Below are 16,691 nucleotides of genomic sequence, written 5' to 3'. Positions count from 1 at the left end.
CCAAACTGCAAGAGCAGCGATTACATGTCCACGGTCATCGACAGGAGATACGTGCGCGGTGCTCCCAGGAAGAACGTTCCGAATGAGGCTACGCTCGACCAGTAATTCGTACCGGTCACATTCTGAACGTTCGCGCGGAAAACCGTCCTCCTGCCGTTGATCGCCGTCGTATAGCGGGCACCGAGATCGAGACGCGTCCAATCCGGGATCGGCTGCTTGTTCGCTGTGTCGACGAACTGCTTGCCCGTGTAGATGACTGCCCCATTCAAAGTGAGCCCGGTCACCCACGGGAGATCCCACTCGGCTCCAATATTGGCCTGCACGTTCGGAACGCCGATTGGCGTGTTGCCCACGTTTGCCGCGAGGGCGGTCTTCGTCAGGGTGCCATCCAGCAGCGAGAAGCCTCCGAGGACACGAATATCGGGCATGAGTTCACCGTAGACGTTGAACTCGAGCCCACGGACTTGCTGTTCGGCGGTCGCCGCGAAGCGCCCGGCGGACAGCTCGCCGCTCGCCTTCGATATCTGGAAAGCGCTGAAGGTGGTTGCAAGCCGGCCGAAATCCACCTTGACGCCGGCCTCGTACTGCTTGGCGATGTAGGGCGGGAGCACTTCGCCGAAGTTGGAAGCGGTCTGCGGCGCAACATCGCCCCGGCTTAGACCTTCGATGTAGTTCGCGTACAGAGAGACGTTGTCCCAGGGACGGACGACGAGGCCGACCACGGGAGTGGTCGCGCTCTTGTCGTAGGACGACGTCAGTGTTCCGACATTGGAAAGATAGTTGTTCGCTTCGATGCCCTGGCGCCGGACACCCAAAGTCAACAGGACACGCTCATTCAGCACAGATAAGGTGTCAGCAATCGAGAGCCCCGTGAGTTCACTGTCCGAGAGCGGGGGGCGCCCGCTGATCTCGTTTGCGAACTGAGTTGGCGCCACGGTCGGATTGTAGATGTTCGACGCGACCAGACTGCCATTGGTGAGCCGCCGGTTCAACGCGTCATGATAGAGGGAGGCCTGGAAGGCGACCGCATGGTGGACGAAGCCGGTATCGAAGCGGGCGCGGACGCCGCCATCATATGTGTATCGATCAACGCTAAGCCCGAAGAATTGGGGCGTCGAAGTCGTGTCGCCGCTCGTATTGATGATCGTCGGAAGACCGAAGAATCGCTCGACATCGGTCCGCGATCCGCCGACGTCAGCGAACAACGTCACCTGATCGGTTACATCGTATTCGGTGCGCAACAAGGCAGACTGATCGTTGATGCGCGACCATTCCCAAGGTTGCGTCACGTTCAGCCGACCGTCCGGCGCGTTCGGCACTTGTAGGCCGGGAGCCATGAGGAAAGGACGTGACGGCGCGTCGAACCGATCGGTCTGGGCGATGAGATAGAGCCAGGACCTGAAGCGCTCGCCCTGATAGTCGAGGGCCAGCGATCCGACACCCGTCGTTTCGGACTGGCGGTCAATGGGCGTGTCGCCGTCGCGCAGGCTGCCGGTGGTGCGCACGCCCCATTCCTTGCTGTCGCCGTAGCGCCTCGCAATATCCCAGTGACCGCCCAACCGTGCGGCCGAACCGTAACCCGCGGTGAAGCGCGTCAAGTCTTCTCCCGCACGCTTAGGCACAACATTGATGACGCCGCCGACGCCGCCGTTGGGTGCGATCCCTGAGAGCGCAGCTGAGGGACCCTTGAGCACTTCGATGCGTTCGATGTAATCCGTGAATATGCGGTAGTTCGGCGCGATCCCGTAAAGGCCCTCGAAGGCGAACTCACCGCTATTGCCTTCGTTAATTGGGAAGCCGCGAATGTTGAAGGAATCGACCGTACCTCCCGTTGGGTGGGAACTGCGCACGGAAGGATCCAGGATCAAGGCATCCGCAACCGTCGCCGCCTGCTGATCCCGGATGAATTTGTCCGTGTAGCTCGTCAGATTGAACGGCGCCTTCATTGTGTCGGCGTTTCCGAGCAGTCCCAGCCGCCCGCCTTGAGCGACCTGGCCGCCCGCAAAGGCGGGCACGACACCCGGCTGCGACGGCTGCGATTGCACGACAGCGGTTTCGGTTTGCGGGGCGCTAGGCGCCGTGGGGCGCCGTGAAGTTGATCGGACCCGGGCGGCATTTCGTTTGGTCGGCGCGCTGCGGACCGACCGTTGCGTCGGAGCATCGACAGTAATGGGAGGAAGGGAGTTGCCGCCTTGCGGTGTTTGGGATTGAGCGGGCGATTCGAACCACGCCATCAACGCCACTCCACCTAGCAGTGTCGCACCAAAGCGAACTACCGCCCCAACCTCACCTGCACGTCGCATTTCCAGAAAGCCCCTCATCAAACAGCACATCGCCCAACGTGAAATGGCTCCACGACCGGGCTTCAACGACCATGGATCGAAAATCCGCTCTCTGCGTCCGAGCTCGGCCGACACTTACGACCGGTGAATCAGCTCCCCCGCAAATGCGCATTCCGGGCTGGTTGCCTACGTCCTCATGTGCAACTTCGGATTGTTGGCGATCTGCACCGCCTCTTTAGAGAGACGCTATCGTGACTGCAACGCAAATGCGTGCGGTGCGACTTAGAATGTCTCGATCATCGATCGACTCGAGTCAGCGACACTATGTTTGGAAGTATTCCAAAGGTACTTTGGAAGATTCTAAGTCAGTGCTGTTGAAGTTGACGGGAAAGATAGACGAGAGTGCTTTCGCCAGAGAGCCATGCTTTTCCTGGAAGCGGTAACGCAATAGGCCTCGCTTCTTCAGGAACGCTTTAAACCTCGTCATGGACTGACTGTTGCGCGTCAAGCGCCGTCGCCTCAATTCCCAGGACCTGTGCGTATTCATTGATCTTATCGGCGCTTGCGAATCCGTAGCCCAGACCACTACCGCTAAATGGACGAGGCTGAAGATCGGCGCATTTCGAAGGCTTGCGCAGGCTCTCGAATTTGCGTCCGACGATCGCGGGCGCGAGCACCTCATTGACGAGCCGGGCGCGATGCCCGGCGCCGGGTGCGGGAAAGTTCGACCAGGCCTCCCTCTCCCCTCGACGCCGTCTTCATCGATTGCGCAAATGAAGACGGCCGGACGGTTCAACATCTTGGCGAACGACATCACCACCGGCGTCGCCAAAGGATAGCGATAGCAGAATCGCCCGGATCGAGCCGATCGTGAAGCCGCCAGACGTCATGTTTTCTTCCGCAATGGGCCACACTAAATGGATACTCGCGGGTACTTGCCGTTGATTCGCAGCTCCTCACGAGTTAGCGCGAAGACCGGTCGCGCGTCGACCGCTGTCGACCTTGGTGAGCCCGGCGGCGGTCGATACTCGCTTCTCGATGGCTCCTTCAGACGCGAGATCGCTACGGTTCGGCCCGCAGCGCGGGCTGATGGATGTCGATGATCGCCACCGCCACGAACGTAATGGCCACACACCCGGCGATGACGGCGAAGAACATGGTTGCACCGAAATTCAGGGCGAAGGTGCCGACATATGCGCTGACGATAGCCCCCGCTCGACCGAAGCCGGCCGCAGCACCAACGCCGGTCGATCGAACGTTCGTCGGGTACACGTAGGCGGCCAGCGCGTACAGCGAGCCCTGCGCGCCGAGCAGACAGAAGCCTTCGATAAATAGAAGTGCCATCAGCAATGGTTGGGTTTCGGTCGACAGCGGTATCGATGCCAGGATCGCCGCGCCGACGGTCGCCGCACCAGCGACCGTCAGGATCGCTACCCGCGAACCGTATCGGCCGATCGCCCACCCGGTAACGATACAACCACCGACGCCGCCGAAGTTGAACAGCGCCAGGCCGAAGCTCGCCGTCTGCACGTCAAAGCCCTTGCCGGTCAGGAGAGTGGGAGCCCACGCATAAAGGACGTAAACCGGCAACAGGCAGAAGAAGAATGCGATCCAAAGCGCCGTTGTCGTGCGACGGAGGGCGGCAATGAACAGCGCGGTGACCGATGCGCGTTCACCCCCGACATCGCGCCGATCGACGAAGACGCTGGACGCCGCAGCGGTCTTGTCGAGAATCCGCACGGATTTCGCCACCTTCTTCGTATCTGCGCCACGCGCCAACAGGTACTGCGGAGATTCAGGTAACGCGAACACAAGGATCACTGCGACGATCATCGGCAATACGCCGCTAACCACGAACAACATGCGCCAGCCGTACTCGGGCTGGAGCTGGGCGGCGAGCAGGCCGCCGATCATACCGCCGATCGGAATGCAGACGATCCCCAACATCACGGACAGGCTGCGGTTTCGCTTAGGGGTGAATTCGGCGATCAGGGCCGTCGCAGCCGGAAGCGCGCCGCCGAGCCCGAGGCCCGCCAGAAAACGGCACAGGCTGACTTCACCCACGCCATGTGCGGCGGCGATTGCCAGAGTTGCCGCACCGAACAGAAAGACCGACGCGATGAGAGCCACCTTGCGTCCAAGCCAATCTCCGACGATGCCTCCAATCGGAGTGCCGATCGTCATGCCGACGAAGCCAAGCGCGAGGGCCGGCGCGAAATCGCCTCGCGTGACGCTCCACTCCTTGATCATCGATGGTATGGCGAATCCGAGAATCTGATTGTCCAGACCATCGAGAATGATGGCGAGCGCACACAGGAGCAGCACCTGCTTTCGCGAGGTACTCCACGCCCCCTCCTCGGCCAGTGATCCGATGTCGATGACTGGCTGCTTTGTCGTTTCCAAGACCTGTGTCGTCACGTTCTTTCTCCCCCTTTTGTTATGGATCTTCGAATTTTTCTTCCTGGAAGCCACGCGACGCGGCTTCGCAAGCCCTTGCTGTTCTCGCCAGAGGCTCCGGTCAGACGGCGGTCATCCTGTCGATTCCCGCCGCCTGCGATCGGGCGGCTTCCATTTGGGCGGCGCTCAAAGTGTTGGCGAGCAGACAGGCGACGGTCATCGGCCCGACGCCACCGGGCACGGGCGTGATCGCGCCGGCGACGTCGATCGCCTCGTCGAAGGCGACGTCGCCGACAAGCCTTTCGGCGCCTGTCTCAGACTTGATGCGGGTGATGCCGACGTCGATGACTGTCGCACCCGGCTTAATGAACTGACCCCGGACCAGACCAGGAACGCCGGTCGCGACCACGAGGATGTCCGCTTCCCTGCATCGCCGCTCGAGGTCGGTCGTGCGGATGTGCGCAATGGAGACCGTGCACAGTTCCTGCAACAGCAGCCGCGCCATCGGACGGCCGACAACGTTCGACGCGCCCACAACGAGTGCTCCTAGCCCCGCAATGTCGTCGTGCACCGACTTGATCAGACGCATCACGCCGAGAGGCGTGCAGGGAACCAAGGCTCCTTGCATGCCGGCCGCAGTCCGTCCCACGTTCAACGGATTGAATCCGTCGACATCCTTGTCTGGACGGATGGCGGTCACAACGCGCGCCGTATCGATGTGGGGCGGCAGCGGAAACTGGACCAATATGCCATTCACCGCCGGGTCCCGGTTTAACTCCTCGATCAGATCCAGAAGCCGTCGCTCTGTCGTGTTCGCATCGAGCACGAACCGACGTGACCGCATGCCGACGGCTTCGGTCTGCCGCACCTTGTTCGAGACGTAGACGTGGCTGGCAGGATCGTAGCCGACCAGCACGACGGCCAGCTCCGGTACTGCCACGCCACCGCCGACGAGAGCGGCCACGCCCTCGGCCACCTGTTTCTGAACCTCGGCAGCGAGCGCCTTTCCGTCGATGATGCGCGCGGTCATGGTTGCGGTTCAGACCTTGGAAAGGTCGGAGCGCCGGTTGTCTTTCTTGTAGGGCGCCGGAGCCACCTTCGCGCGAATGTGCTTCTGCCGACGTCCGGGTTCGCCCCAGACCACGACGACTTCGGTGCCGATCTCGGAATGATCGACGTCGATGGTGCACAGTGACAGCATCTCGCGGAAGAAGTAGCTGTATCCCCGCGACGTGGTCACGCCGACGTCCTTGCTGCCGCCCAGCACGCGGTCGGCATACATGAAGCCGCGCTGGTCGCGGGGCATTTCCATGTACTGGTAGGGCTCCCGCTCCTTCTGGAAGAGCGAGGCGTGGACATCAGCCACGTCGTCTCCGTTCCAGACCAACGTGCGGATCACGCGCCGCGGATTGGCGACTTCTTCCTCGAGGGCCGCGCGCCCGATGAATTCGTGGTCGAACTTGATGTTCTTGCCCCAGCCGAGTTCGACCGGGCTTCGGTACCAAGCCCGGATGTCATCGGACTGGAAGCTGCCGGCGATGTTGAACGTGGACGCGAAGCCCGGCATCGCTGCGCGGAATTCGTCCTGATAGTCCTTCATGTCCTCATCGAAGATCGCAGGCATGTAGTCAGTTACGATCGTCGGGAAGCACGCTTCGAGGTGGTTGATGAAGATCGCCCGGCCGCCAATGCGGCGGAGGCCGAACTCCTGGCCGGCGGCGACAATAGCGTCGTAGACAGCCGCAGCCTGCTCCATGGGGCCTTGCAGTTCGAAACCGATCTCGCCCGACATACCCTGTCGCAGCGCGAGCATCTTGCAGCCGGCGATCTCGATCTCGCCCGAATGCATGAACTTCACGTCCCTCAGCGACTGCTTCGAGACCTTCTCAAGCAGCGCCACGGACGTCGGCCCTTGGACCTGGAAATTGAACCAGTCGTCGGCTGCGGATATGACGTTGTAGTCGCCGTGGCGACGCACGTAGTCGACCCAGAACGTGCCGCGCCCGAACAGCATGAATTCGTCGTCGGACAGGCGCGTGAGGATTCCCTCCGCAATGACCTTTCCCTGTTTGGTGGTATGGACGACGTGTTTGGACTGCCGTATGTCGAACTTCTGGAAGCTGTTGACGGAGGTGTCCGAGAACAGCTTCAGCGCATCGGGTCCCTTGAAGCGCCGCTCCCAGAGGAACGACCAGTCGCCGAGCGCGCAGGTTTCCTTCCAGGACATGCTCTCGTCGATCCAGTCGGTATATTCGGGAAGGCCCCAACGCGAGGTGAAGTAGCCTTCGGGCGTCCTGCGCATGCCCTTGGGTGTGAGCATTGATGGTTCTCCGTTCTGCTCAGTTGGCGAAAACAATGGTCCGTTCGCCGTTGATGATGATGCGGTCCTCGAGGAAGAGATGGACCGCGCGCGAGAGGACCCGGCGCTCGATGTCGCGCCCCTTGCGGACCAGATCTTCCGGCGTGTCGCGGTGGCTGACTCGTTCGACGTCCTGTTCGATGATCGGACCCTCGTCGAGATCGCTCGTTGCGAAGTGCGCGGTCGCCCCGATGAGCTTCACGCCGCGCGCGTGCGCTTGATGATAGGGCCTGGCTCCCTTGAATCCCGGCAGAAAGCTGTGATGAATATTGATGCAGCGGCCATGGAGATGGCGCGCAAGATCGTCGGAGAGGATCTGCATGTAGCGCGCAAGGACGACGAGATCGGCTTTCGTCTCCTCGACGAGCGCCTTGATCTGCGCTTCTTGCTCCATCTTCGTTTCCTTCGTGACCGGAAGGTGATGGAACGGAATATCGCCCACCAGGCTGACGGTGAGCGCCGAGCGCGGATGGTTCGAGACAATCCCGACGATGTCCATGTCGAGCTCGCCGAGCCGATGGCGGTACAAGAGATCGCCAAGACAGTGATCGAATTTGGAGACGAACAGCAGGACCTGCTTGCGTTCGGCTTGGGACCGGAGCTTCCATTCCATTCCGAATTTCCGGGCGATCGCCTCGATTCCGCGCCGCGCCGCCTTCGCGCCCCCTTCTGAGAGAGTGACGCCGATCCTCATGAAGAAGCGTTCGCTTACGGTCTCGTCGACCTGCGCGGCCTCGACGATATTGCCGCCGTTTTCAAACAGGCAGCGCGAGACATCGGCCACGATTCCCGGCACGTCGCGACACGACAGGGTAAGGATATATTGCGTATTCGATGCAGTTTCAGCGTGCATAAGCGGGCGATTCCTCGCAGCCACGGGCGATCGATTCCAGGGGCACCGACGTAAGGTGAGCGGATGTTTGAAGAATGAGAGGTGGACCGAGAAAGTGTGGCTGAGAGGCCTGAGCCTCCCGGGGGGCTACGCCTCTGATTTCACTCCCAAAGTCGCCTCTACGGGACGTTACAGAGGCACCATTGCGCAGAATGCCGCCATTGAAAATCCGGTATTATCCAATACAAGCTATCAGCATTATGGATATCAGACGGCTCGATCTGAACTTGCTTCTCCTGCTCGACGGGCTCTTCCGCGCCCAGAACCTGTCGGCGGTCTCTCGTCAGCTTGGAATGAGCCAGCCGATGGCCAGCGCTGGCCTGCGAAAGCTACGGGACTTCTTTGGCGATCCCTTATTTCTGTCGACAGGGCGCGGAATGCGGCCGACGCCATTTGCGGAATCGATCGCCGAAGCGGTGCGAACAGTGCTCTCGACGGTCGACGAGCAGATACTGCGCAAGCCACGCTTCGTACCGGAAGAGAGTGACCGCGTATTCACGGTCACGACCTCGGACATCGGCGTTCTGATCTTCATCCCGCCGATCCTCCAACGCATACGCATGATGGCTCCCGGAGCAGGCCTGCGATGCGTACCGACGTCCCACGAACAGCTGGAGGACGCGCTCGAAAATGGCGAGATCGATCTGGCGATAGGCTACTTTCCGGACCTCGTCGGCCCGAATATCGTGACCGAAGACCTCTTCGATCACCCCTTCACCTGCATTGTTCGAAAGGACCATCCGACGATCGGTGACACCCTGTCGCTTGAGCAGTTTCTCACGGCGGACCATATCGTCGTGAACCAGCAGGGGCGTAGTCAGGAGATATTCGAAAGGCGGGTCCGGGAACTCAAGTTGCAGCGCCGGGTCGTCCTACACTTGCCGCATTTCATGAGCGTGCCGCAATTGATCGCGACGAGCGACATGATCTCCACCGTACCGTTCTCGCTCGGGGCCTGGTACGCAGACGCGGGTCTCAAGCTTCTGCCACCGCCGGTCTCCATACCTCTGATCCAATTGAAGCAGCACTGGCACCGCCGGATGGACAACGAACCCGCCGTCCGCTGGCTTCAATCGATCGTGGCCGAGGAGTTGCGTCACCGCGATCCCGCGCTGGCCATGTCGGCCGATTATGCCAAGTCCCGTGCCAAGGCCGCGGAGCCCGCGATCGCGGGGCGGTCACTGTCCGAAGGCACGTCGCTGCGTCGGTGATCTACGAACGCTATCGTGAATGACAGCCGATCCCTCAGTCTGGCCGTGCGCCGTTAGAGCGCGATGACTTTTCTTCGAATCGTCATCCCGCTCTAGCTCTTTGTATGAGCATGATCTTTTTCGGAGAACCGGTGTCCACTTTTCCGGATCATGCTCTAGATGAGGACAGCTCGACCGATGTCAGGTCTCGGATCTCGCGATCAAGACCGGACTGTGCGTAGTCTCAGTAGGCGCGCGCGAAGTCGCCCTCTTGCTTGATGTCGGTGAACACCGGAAAGCGAGCCTTCCACGGGGTTCCCTTGGCCGTCGTCAGATCGTTGAGACGCTCGAGCACGGCGAGGCCATCCTTTCAGCGCAGCCGTCGCTGCCGAAAACGCCATGGCCTGGCGCACATCGAGGCCGACGCCGATCGCAAGCGCATAGGCGCCGTGAAAGACGTCGCCCGCGCCGGTGGTGTCGACGACGTCGACGGCAAAGGCGGCCTGGCGGTGCAGGCGGCCGCTCTCACGCCAGTCGCGGGCGGGAACAGCCGATCGACGACATGCCGAGCGCCACTCAAATTGGAATCTGGACCCGCCGCACCGGCGGAGGAAAGTAGATGTCAGTGGACCAGTTCAGATGCAGCCAACAAGAGCGCGCCAGACCCGTAGAGCTGGGTGTCCGCGATCTGAACGGCGTCCGGCCTGTCGCCAATCTGCTGCACACGGCCGAGCCGGCCGTTGACCGTCGCCGATGCCAGAGCCCGCCAGCCTTGTTCAATCACTGGACTAAACCGCCTTGCGTCAAGAAATCCCATCCGCACCCCGGCGGCCAGGCCGTAGGTCAGCAATCCAGTGCAACTGGACTCCGGAGTGCCGACCTCGGGCGGAGCGAGCAACGACGTGGACCAGAAGCCATCCGGGCGCTGCAGGCTCGCTACGCGATCTGCGATCTCGACGAACAGGTTGACGTATTTCTCGCGTAGCGGGTCGCCGGGACGAAGCTCTCGTAGGATGTTGGCAAGCCCAGCGAGTACCCAGCCGTTACCTCGGCCCCAGAATATCTTTTCGCCATGCGCGCCAGTTTTCCCGATGAAGCGGCTGTCGCGGTAGAACAGGCGCTCCTGGCTATCGAATAGGAAGTCTTTCGTGGCCCAGAATTCCCTGTCGGCATAGTCACGGAAGCGCTGGTCCTTCTGGATGCGCGCAATGCCGAACCAGGTCGCCGGCCCCATGAAGATGGCGTCAGACCAGCACCATCGCTGCAGGCACTTTGCGTTGTCGAATTCGAGCGAGACCTGTGGCGGGTGCTGCAGGATGTATTCCAGCCGCTGCACGGTCGGCTCGATCATGCGTCGATCGCCGAAATGATCATAGGCGGCAATGTAGACCTGCCCGATGGCATGATCGTCCGCAAGGTAGATCGGGGGCGCCCAGTCGCTGTTGCCGATCTGCCAATCGGTGCGCTCTCCAAGCTCTCGGATCACGTCGAAGTACTTCATCTGACCTGGTGTCGCGGCCCATCTTGCGAGACCGATATAGAAGGCGGCGCGTGTCCAATCTGTCTCAGCCGCCTGGGGTACTTCATGAAAGTGCGACATTTGCCAGCTCGCGACTTGCTGGGCCGTAGTGCGCACGGTTTCCGGCGCAACTGAAGCAGTGAGCAGGATGGCCATCAGTGCAACTGCCTTCATGCTCCCGCTCCTGACGTTCCTAACTACTGACTATCATCGGCCCATCGGCGGATCGTACCGCGGCGCGACGGCACAGCGCTATCGTAACAGTAACATCGCTTTTAGCCCTTTGCAGCAGTGGGACGGCTTGCGAAAATCCGGTTTGCGCCACGAGACGCGCATGGCGTCGATTGGTCGGCGCCGATTACTTTCGTCGGCGCCGTGTTCGTTTTAGGGGACCCAAGTTCGATTTGGTGAGCCGCTTCGCATTCGCTGCGACGCGCCGTCGATACCGACGAACTATTTCATCTCCCGAAGCTCCAGTCATCAACCTTGTGCCGGCTTCGACGGCCGCATCGATCTTTTCGCTAATCATGCGTTCGGCTTCGCGCCGGGCCCCGCTGCCACCCAACATCAGCTTCATCAGCCGCAGCGCAATCACATGATTGGCCTCAACCGCCAGCGTCGTCAAAGAATTGAACCTTCGCCGCCCCCTCAATCGCCGCATTACCAACTCCCCTACTGGACCATTGACCCACGGAGAACTCGCGCGACCTCCATTGGGCCCCAATGGCGGCGCCGCGGTGGCTACCCAGTATGTGCACCGTGCTTAAGAGAATAAACGTTCCCGTGCCCAACGCAGCCCGAAATGGGCACGAGATGGCCGCTGGCGCTCCTCCTTCCAAATGTCACCACATGACTGCCACGCGAAGAACAAAGCCCAACCGCGAATCCAGCGCAAAGATGGCGGAGGCTTCCAGCTTAGTTGATATTTGAGATCCGGAGCGATTCCAATGTTGAGTGCGGATGGGAATAAACCGGTCGGAAAATCCAGCCAGCGCAAGGGGAAGGCAGGACAGCAGCGCAAGAAGGTCGAGCCGAGCAAGGAAGCCCGCGCACGACAAGTTCCCGAGCCGGCGCCTGTGGCGGTCCAACTGGAGGGCGCCCAGGAACAGATCAGTGAACAAATCAGTGAACCTGAGCAGATCAGCGAGGAGATCCAGTTCAACGAGCCGATCAGCGCACCGGTCGCGTCGATCGAAAGCGCTTCGGTTGAGGCTTCCGCGACTGATACCGTCCACGCCCTCCCCACCGTAGCGGCCGAGCCCGTCGCCGTCAGCGTTGCAACGATCGCCGATGCCTACAGCGACTACACCAGGAAATCGCTGAACCAGACCTTGTCCTTCCTGGAGAAGCTCGCGGCCGTCCGCTCGCTCGACAAGGTGTTCGAGCTTCAGACGGAATTCGCGAAGCAGGCTTTCGAGACTTTCATCGCCGAGTCGCAGAAAATCAGCAAACTCCACGGCGAATTGGCCAGGCAGAGAGTCTTGGGCTTCGAAGGGTTCGTCGCCAGGATCACCCAAACCACACTGGAGCTGCGCGCAACGCGCCACTAACTAAGTTCTAATGGCTGATCATCCAGGGGCGCGCGGTCGGAAAGCCCTTGGCGCCGGTCTTGCTCTTCGTCACCAAGCGCGCCGGCTTCTTGCCGGAGCAGCAGCCGCAGCCGGGGCCGTGTGAGGCCTTGTACTGGTCGAGCGTCTTCGGCGCGTGCGCGCTGCGCTCATTGGTGGCGTGGGCCTTGCGCTTATCGGAGGGCATGCAGAAGAAGCTCGGGGCGGTCAGGATGACGCGCGGCGATTCCGCTTCGCATTGCGGGCAGTCTTGCGGCAGGTCGCATTCGGACATCGGCCGCATGTCCTTGAACGGGCCGCACTCGTTGCAGAGATATTCGTAGACGGGCATTTTGTTTCCTTGCGCGGTCGGACTGACGTTGCGCGGCGGATGCGGGGCGGCAAATACGCGTCGTCCCGCATCCATCGTGCAGGGAGCTACTTGTCCGGCGAGATCGGCATCTGGATGTCGCCCGTGATGTGCTTGATCGGACCGGCCGACGACGGCATCACGTCGAAATCGAAGATCTCCGTCGGCAGCCACAGCGTGGCGCAGGCATTGGGCACATCGACCACGCCTGAGATATGACCCTGGCACGGCGCAGTGCCGAGGATCGAATAGGCCTGCGCGCCGGAGTAGCCGAACTTCTTCAGATACTCGATCGCGTTGAGGCAGGCCTGGCGATAGGCGATGTGGACATCGAGGTAATGCTGCTTGCCGGCCTCGTCCACCGAGATGCCTTCGAAGATCAGGAAGTCCTTGTAGTTCGGCGTGATCGGCGACGGCTTGAAGATCGGATTCTTGATGCCGTACTTCGCGACGCCGTCCTTGATGATTTCGACCTTGATGTGCAGCCAGCCGGCCATCTCGATCGCGCCGCAGAAGGTGATCTCACCGTCTCCCTGGCTGAAGTGCAGGTCACCCATCGAGAGGCCGCCGCCGGGCACATAGACCGGGAAGTATATCTTCGAGCCGCGCGAGAGGTCCTTGATGTCGCAATTGCCGCCATGTTCGCGTGGCGGCACGGTGCGTGCACCTTCCGCGCCGATCTTGGCCTTCACGTCGCCCTTGGCACGGCCGCCATGCGCGGTCGGACCAAACGGCGGATTGGCGAGTCCGGGCACGCGGGTCGGGTTGGTCGCGATCAACTCGGCCTCGCGCGCGTTCCAGGTCGCGAGCATCTTCGGGTCCGGCAGGCAGCCGATCAGGCCGGGATGGATCAGGCCGGCGAAATTGACGCCGGGCACGTGGCGCGAGGAGGTGTAGAGACCCTTGATGTCCCAGATCGATTTCTGCGCCAGCGGGAAATGATCGGTGAGGAAGCCGCCGCCGTTCTGCTTGGAGAAGAAGCCGTTGAAGCCCCACAGGCTCTCCTTCAGCGGGCCGACGTCGAGCAGATCGACCACCAGGAGGTCGCCGGGCTCGGCGCCCTTGACGCCGATCGGACCGGACAGGAAGTGCACGATCGAGAGATCGATGTCGCGCACGTCGTCGGCGGAATCGTTGTTCTTGATGAAGCCGCCGGTCCAGTCATAGGTCTCGATGATGAAGTCATCGCCGGGATTAACCCATGCCACGATCGGAATGTCCGGGTGCCAGCGGTTATGCACCATGTCGTTGTCGTAAGCCGATTTGGTGAGATCGACCTTGATGAGTGTCTCTGGCATCAAAAGCTCCCCTTTTTTCACTTTCCTTGGTTAGACGGACAGATACTTCGAGATCTGCGCGGCATCGACGGCATTGCGCGGATCGTCGCGGACGATCTCGCCGTTCTCGATGACGAGCACACGGTCGGCGATGTCGAGGGCAAAGCTCAGCACCTGCTCGGAGACGACGATCGAGAGGCCACGCTCGTCGCGGATGCGCTTTAGGGTGCGCGCCATGTCCTTGATGATCGAGGGCTGGATGCCTTCAGTCGGCTCGTCCAGCAGCAGCACTTTCGGCTTGGTGGCGAGCGCGCGGGCGATCGCGAGCTGCTGCTGCTGACCGCCGGACAGATTGCCGCCGCGGCGGTTCTTCATCTCGAGCAGCACCGGGAACAGCTCGTAGATGTCGCCTGGCACCTCGGACTCACCGCGCACGACGAGGCCGGTCTCGATGTTCTCCTTCACCGTCATGGTGGAGAAGATCATGCGGCCCTGCGGGACATAGGCAAGCCCCTTCGCCACCCGCTCATAGCTTTCGAGCTTGTTGAGCTCGGTGCCGTCCATGGTCACCGAACCGCTCTTGGCCGGCAGAATGCCCATCAGCGACTTCATCAGCGTGGTCTTGCCCATGCCGTTACGGCCCATGATCGCCACGATCTCGTTGGGCGCGACCGAGACGTTGAGGCCGTGCAGCACCTCGCTCTGGCCATAAGCGACATGAAGTTCGGAGATTGCCAGCATGATCGCCTCCTAGAGCCGGATGCTTTTCTTCATCTCTCCCGTAGGGAGAGGTCGGCGCGTAGCGCCGGGTGAGGGAATCAGGTCCCACGAGAGCGCGAGCCCCCTCACCCGGATCGCATCTTTCGATGCGATCCGACCTCTCCCCGCTGGGGAGAGGTCGACGGTGCGCGTGGCGGCGGCTATGCGAAACGTCATGCTCAATGTCCGAGATAGACTTCGATGACCTTCGGATCGTTCTTGACGTGCTCCATCGTTCCCTCGGACAGGATCTGTCCCTGGTGCAGCACGGTGACCTTGTGGGCGATGTCCTCGACGAACTTCATGTCGTGCTCGATGACGAGCACGGAGCGGCCCTTGATGATGCGGTTGAGCAGTTCGGCGGTCTTGGCGCGCTCGGATACGCTCATGCCGGCGACAGGCTCGTCCAGCATCAGGAGGTCCGGATCCTGGATCAGCAGCATGCCGATCTCCAGCCATTGCTTCTGGCCGTGACTCAACTCGTCGGCGTAGGTGTCGAGGCGGTCCTTCAGGAAGATCATCTCGGCGACTTCCTCGACGCGCTGTTTCACGGTGGCGTCGCGCTGGAAGGTGAGCGAGCCGAAGACGGTGCGGCCGCGCGGGAAGGAGATTTCGAGGTTCTCGAACACGGTGAGGTCCTCGAACACCGACGGCGTCTGGAACTTGCGGCCGACGCCGGCCTGCACGATCTCGTTCTCGCGTAGTTTCGTCAGCTCCTTGCCGCGAAACTGGATCGAGCCTGACGTGGCTTTGGTCTTGCCGCAAATCAGGTCGAGCACGGTGGTCTTGCCGGCCCCGTTGGGGCCGATGATGACGCGGATCTCGTTGTCCTCGACATAGAAGGAGAGATCGTTGACTGCCTTGAAGCCGTCGAAGGAAACGGTGAGCCCGGAGACCGCGAGCAGGAAATCCTTGGGCTGATGACCGATGAGCATGACCACTCCTCACTCCGCCGGTGTGCCGTCGGCGACTGGGAAGCCGTTGCCGGGTTTTGATTTCCGCGAGGCCAGCAGGCGGTCGATATGCGGCTGGACATAGTCCTGCCAGATGCCTGAGAGCCCGTTCGGGAACGCGAGCACGACCGCGATGAACAACGCGCCGAGGCCAAACAGCCAGAGCTGCGGGAAGGATTCCGACAGGCTGGTCTTGGCAAAGTTCACCAGCAGCGAACCCCAGACCGCGCCGAAGATCGACATCCGGCCTCCAACGGCGGTGTAGATCACCATCTCGATCGACGGCACGATGCCGACGAAAGACGGCGACATGAAACCGACTTCGAGCGTGAACATCGCGCCGCCGATCGCGGCGAAGATCGCGGCGGCGCAGAAGGCAAAGATCTTGAAATTGGCGACGCTGTAGCCGGAGAAGCGGACGCGGTCCTCTTGCTCGCGCATCGCCACCAGGATGCGGCCAAGCTTCGTCAGGCGGATGAACTGTGCGGCTATGATGCAGGCGAACAGCAGCACGACCTCGATGAAGTAGAGGATGAACTTGGCATGGTCGGTGCGAATGTCCCAGCCGTGTAAGGTGCGCAGGTCGGTGATGCCGTTGATGCCGCCGGTGTAGCCCTGCTGTCCGACGATCAGGATGGTCATGATCGCGGCGATCGCCTGGGTGATGATCGCGAAATAGACGCCGCCGACGCGCCGCTTGAACATCGCCGCGCCGATGATGAAGGCAAAGATGCCGGGTACCAGGATGATCGCGATCAGCGTGATCGGGAAGCTGTGGAACGGCTTCCAGAAGAAGGGGAGCTGCGTGAGCTGATTCCAGTCCATGAAATCGGGAATGCCCGGTGTCGACTGGATCTTGGTGTTCTCGACGCTGGAGGCCTCGAGCTTCAGGTACATCGCCATGCAGTAGCCACCGAGGCCGAAGAACACGCCCTGCCCCAGGCTCAAAATGCCGCCATAGCCCCAGCACAGCACGAGGCCAATTCCGACGAAGGCGTAGGTGAGATATTTGGCGACCAGGTTGAGGCGGAAGATATCCAGCGACAGCGGCAGGATGACGAAGAGGAGTAGCGCGAGCGCGACGAAGCCGATCAGCTCGGAGCGATTCAAAAAGCGCGAGTTGATGATCATGACCAGAGCCTGCTT

The 16,691-nt window shown here is 61.3% G+C and carries 15 protein-coding genes and 1 pseudogene; 3 read left to right on the top strand and 13 right to left on the bottom strand.

From position 1 onward, the window contains the following. Positions 1-20 precede the first annotated feature (20 nt). Positions 21-2,234, bottom strand: coding sequence for a TonB-dependent receptor (locus AC5ZGW_RS13065; RefSeq protein ID WP_245474466.1), 2,214 nt, complete (start codon positions 2,232-2,234; stop codon positions 21-23). Positions 2,235-2,779: 545 nt separating this feature from the next. Between AC5ZGW_RS13065 and AC5ZGW_RS13060 the strand changes: the two genes are divergently transcribed. Continuing rightward, a complete protein-coding gene (locus AC5ZGW_RS13060) occupies positions 2,780-3,121 on the top strand; it encodes a hypothetical protein (protein WP_165435009.1) in 342 nt (113 codons plus the stop codon). 223 nt (positions 3,122-3,344) lie between these two features. Here AC5ZGW_RS13060 and AC5ZGW_RS13055 read toward each other — a convergent pair whose 3' ends face one another. The 4 genes from AC5ZGW_RS13055 to purU all read right to left on the bottom strand — a co-directional run bounded on the left by AC5ZGW_RS13055 (position 3,345) and on the right by purU (position 7,891). After that, positions 3,345-4,700 (bottom strand): MFS transporter, encoded by a 1,356-nt coding sequence (locus AC5ZGW_RS13055; RefSeq protein ID WP_165435008.1) that lies wholly within the window; start codon positions 4,698-4,700, stop codon positions 3,345-3,347. 100 nt (positions 4,701-4,800) lie between these two features. Next, positions 4,801-5,709: a bifunctional 5,10-methylenetetrahydrofolate dehydrogenase/5,10-methenyltetrahydrofolate cyclohydrolase gene (locus AC5ZGW_RS13050; RefSeq protein WP_130222355.1), complete on the bottom strand. Its 909-nt coding sequence runs from the start codon at positions 5,707-5,709 to the stop codon at positions 4,801-4,803. 9 nt (positions 5,710-5,718) lie between these two features. Continuing rightward, positions 5,719-6,999 (bottom strand): aminomethyl transferase family protein, encoded by a 1,281-nt coding sequence (locus AC5ZGW_RS13045; RefSeq protein WP_245474465.1) that lies wholly within the window; start codon positions 6,997-6,999, stop codon positions 5,719-5,721. A gap of 19 nt (positions 7,000-7,018) precedes the next feature. Continuing rightward, positions 7,019-7,891 carry a formyltetrahydrofolate deformylase gene (gene purU / locus AC5ZGW_RS13040; protein WP_130222353.1) on the bottom strand — a complete coding sequence of 291 codons (873 nt, stop codon included), beginning with the start codon at positions 7,889-7,891 and terminating at the stop codon, positions 7,019-7,021. 191 nt (positions 7,892-8,082) lie between these two features. On the opposite strand from purU, the gene AC5ZGW_RS13035 reads away from it, so the two are divergent. After that, positions 8,083-9,141, top strand: a complete 1,059-nt coding sequence (locus AC5ZGW_RS13035; protein ID WP_245474481.1) for a LysR family transcriptional regulator — start codon at positions 8,083-8,085, stop codon at positions 9,139-9,141. Between the two features lie 362 nt (positions 9,142-9,503). Here AC5ZGW_RS13035 and AC5ZGW_RS13030 read toward each other — a convergent pair. The 3 genes and pseudogenes from AC5ZGW_RS13030 to AC5ZGW_RS13020 all read right to left on the bottom strand — a co-directional run. Continuing rightward, positions 9,504-9,635: pseudogene (locus AC5ZGW_RS13030) on the bottom strand (PfkB family carbohydrate kinase); the annotation flags it as partial. A gap of 107 nt (positions 9,636-9,742) precedes the next feature. Then, a complete protein-coding gene (locus tag AC5ZGW_RS13025; protein WP_130222351.1) occupies positions 9,743-10,813 on the bottom strand; it encodes a glycoside hydrolase family 88/105 protein in 1,071 nt (356 codons plus the stop codon). Between the two features lie 184 nt (positions 10,814-10,997). Continuing rightward, a complete protein-coding gene (locus tag AC5ZGW_RS13020; RefSeq protein WP_130222349.1) occupies positions 10,998-11,300 on the bottom strand; it encodes a hypothetical protein in 303 nt (100 codons plus the stop codon). A gap of 286 nt (positions 11,301-11,586) precedes the next feature. Between AC5ZGW_RS13020 and AC5ZGW_RS13015 the strand changes: the two genes are divergently transcribed. Next, positions 11,587-12,189, top strand: a complete 603-nt coding sequence (locus AC5ZGW_RS13015) for a phasin family protein (protein ID WP_130222347.1) — start codon at positions 11,587-11,589, stop codon at positions 12,187-12,189. A 7-nt stretch (positions 12,190-12,196) separates the two neighbouring features. Here the strand turns inward: AC5ZGW_RS13015 and AC5ZGW_RS13010 are convergent, their stop codons facing one another. The 5 genes from AC5ZGW_RS13010 to urtC form a co-directional block, all read right to left on the bottom strand. Next, positions 12,197-12,538 (bottom strand): FmdB family zinc ribbon protein, encoded by a 342-nt coding sequence (locus AC5ZGW_RS13010; protein ID WP_028163087.1) that lies wholly within the window; start codon positions 12,536-12,538, stop codon positions 12,197-12,199. An 86-nt stretch (positions 12,539-12,624) separates the two neighbouring features. Next, a complete protein-coding gene (fmdA, locus tag AC5ZGW_RS13005; RefSeq protein WP_130222345.1) occupies positions 12,625-13,854 on the bottom strand; it encodes a formamidase in 1,230 nt (409 codons plus the stop codon). A gap of 30 nt (positions 13,855-13,884) precedes the next feature. Beyond that, positions 13,885-14,574, bottom strand: coding sequence for an urea ABC transporter ATP-binding subunit UrtE (gene urtE / locus AC5ZGW_RS13000; RefSeq protein WP_130222343.1), 690 nt, complete (start codon positions 14,572-14,574; stop codon positions 13,885-13,887). A 197-nt stretch (positions 14,575-14,771) separates the two neighbouring features. Further along, the gene (urtD, locus tag AC5ZGW_RS12995; RefSeq protein WP_130222341.1) at positions 14,772-15,527 is read right to left on the bottom strand and encodes an urea ABC transporter ATP-binding protein UrtD; all 756 of its coding nucleotides are present in this window, start codon (positions 15,525-15,527) and stop codon (positions 14,772-14,774) included. Positions 15,528-15,536: 9 nt separating this feature from the next. Then, positions 15,537-16,676 (bottom strand): urea ABC transporter permease subunit UrtC, encoded by a 1,140-nt coding sequence (gene urtC / locus AC5ZGW_RS12990; RefSeq protein ID WP_130222339.1) that lies wholly within the window; start codon positions 16,674-16,676, stop codon positions 15,537-15,539. Positions 16,677-16,691: the final 15 nt, after the last annotated feature.

It is taken from the genome of Bradyrhizobium sp. Crot121 (assembly GCF_059512385.1).
This window is presented reverse-complemented; position numbering and strand designations above follow the sequence as displayed.

Coding starts and splice junctions, on each gene's coding strand:
- AC5ZGW_RS13045 (WP_245474465.1), bottom strand. CDS start 6,999: ATGCTCACACCCAAGGGCATGCGCAGGACGCCCGAAGGCTACTTCACC.
- AC5ZGW_RS13025 (WP_130222351.1), bottom strand. CDS start 10,813: ATGAAGGCAGTTGCACTGATGGCCATCCTGCTCACTGCTTCAGTTGCG.
- AC5ZGW_RS13050 (WP_130222355.1), bottom strand. CDS start 5,709: ATGACCGCGCGCATCATCGACGGAAAGGCGCTCGCTGCCGAGGTTCAG.
- AC5ZGW_RS13035 (WP_245474481.1), top strand. CDS start 8,083: ATGCCGCCATTGAAAATCCGGTATTATCCAATACAAGCTATCAGCATT.
- urtC (WP_130222339.1), bottom strand. CDS start 16,676: ATGATCATCAACTCGCGCTTTTTGAATCGCTCCGAGCTGATCGGCTTC.
- AC5ZGW_RS13015 (WP_130222347.1), top strand. CDS start 11,587: ATGTTGAGTGCGGATGGGAATAAACCGGTCGGAAAATCCAGCCAGCGC.
- AC5ZGW_RS13010 (WP_028163087.1), bottom strand. CDS start 12,538: ATGCCCGTCTACGAATATCTCTGCAACGAGTGCGGCCCGTTCAAGGAC.
- purU (WP_130222353.1), bottom strand. CDS start 7,891: ATGCACGCTGAAACTGCATCGAATACGCAATATATCCTTACCCTGTCG.
- fmdA (WP_130222345.1), bottom strand. CDS start 13,854: ATGCCAGAGACACTCATCAAGGTCGATCTCACCAAATCGGCTTACGAC.
- AC5ZGW_RS13020 (WP_130222349.1), bottom strand. CDS start 11,300: ATGCGGCGATTGAGGGGGCGGCGAAGGTTCAATTCTTTGACGACGCTG.
- urtE (WP_130222343.1), bottom strand. CDS start 14,574: ATGCTGGCAATCTCCGAACTTCATGTCGCTTATGGCCAGAGCGAGGTG.
- urtD (WP_130222341.1), bottom strand. CDS start 15,527: ATGCTCATCGGTCATCAGCCCAAGGATTTCCTGCTCGCGGTCTCCGGG.
- AC5ZGW_RS13065 (WP_245474466.1), bottom strand. CDS start 2,234: ATGGCGTGGTTCGAATCGCCCGCTCAATCCCAAACACCGCAAGGCGGC.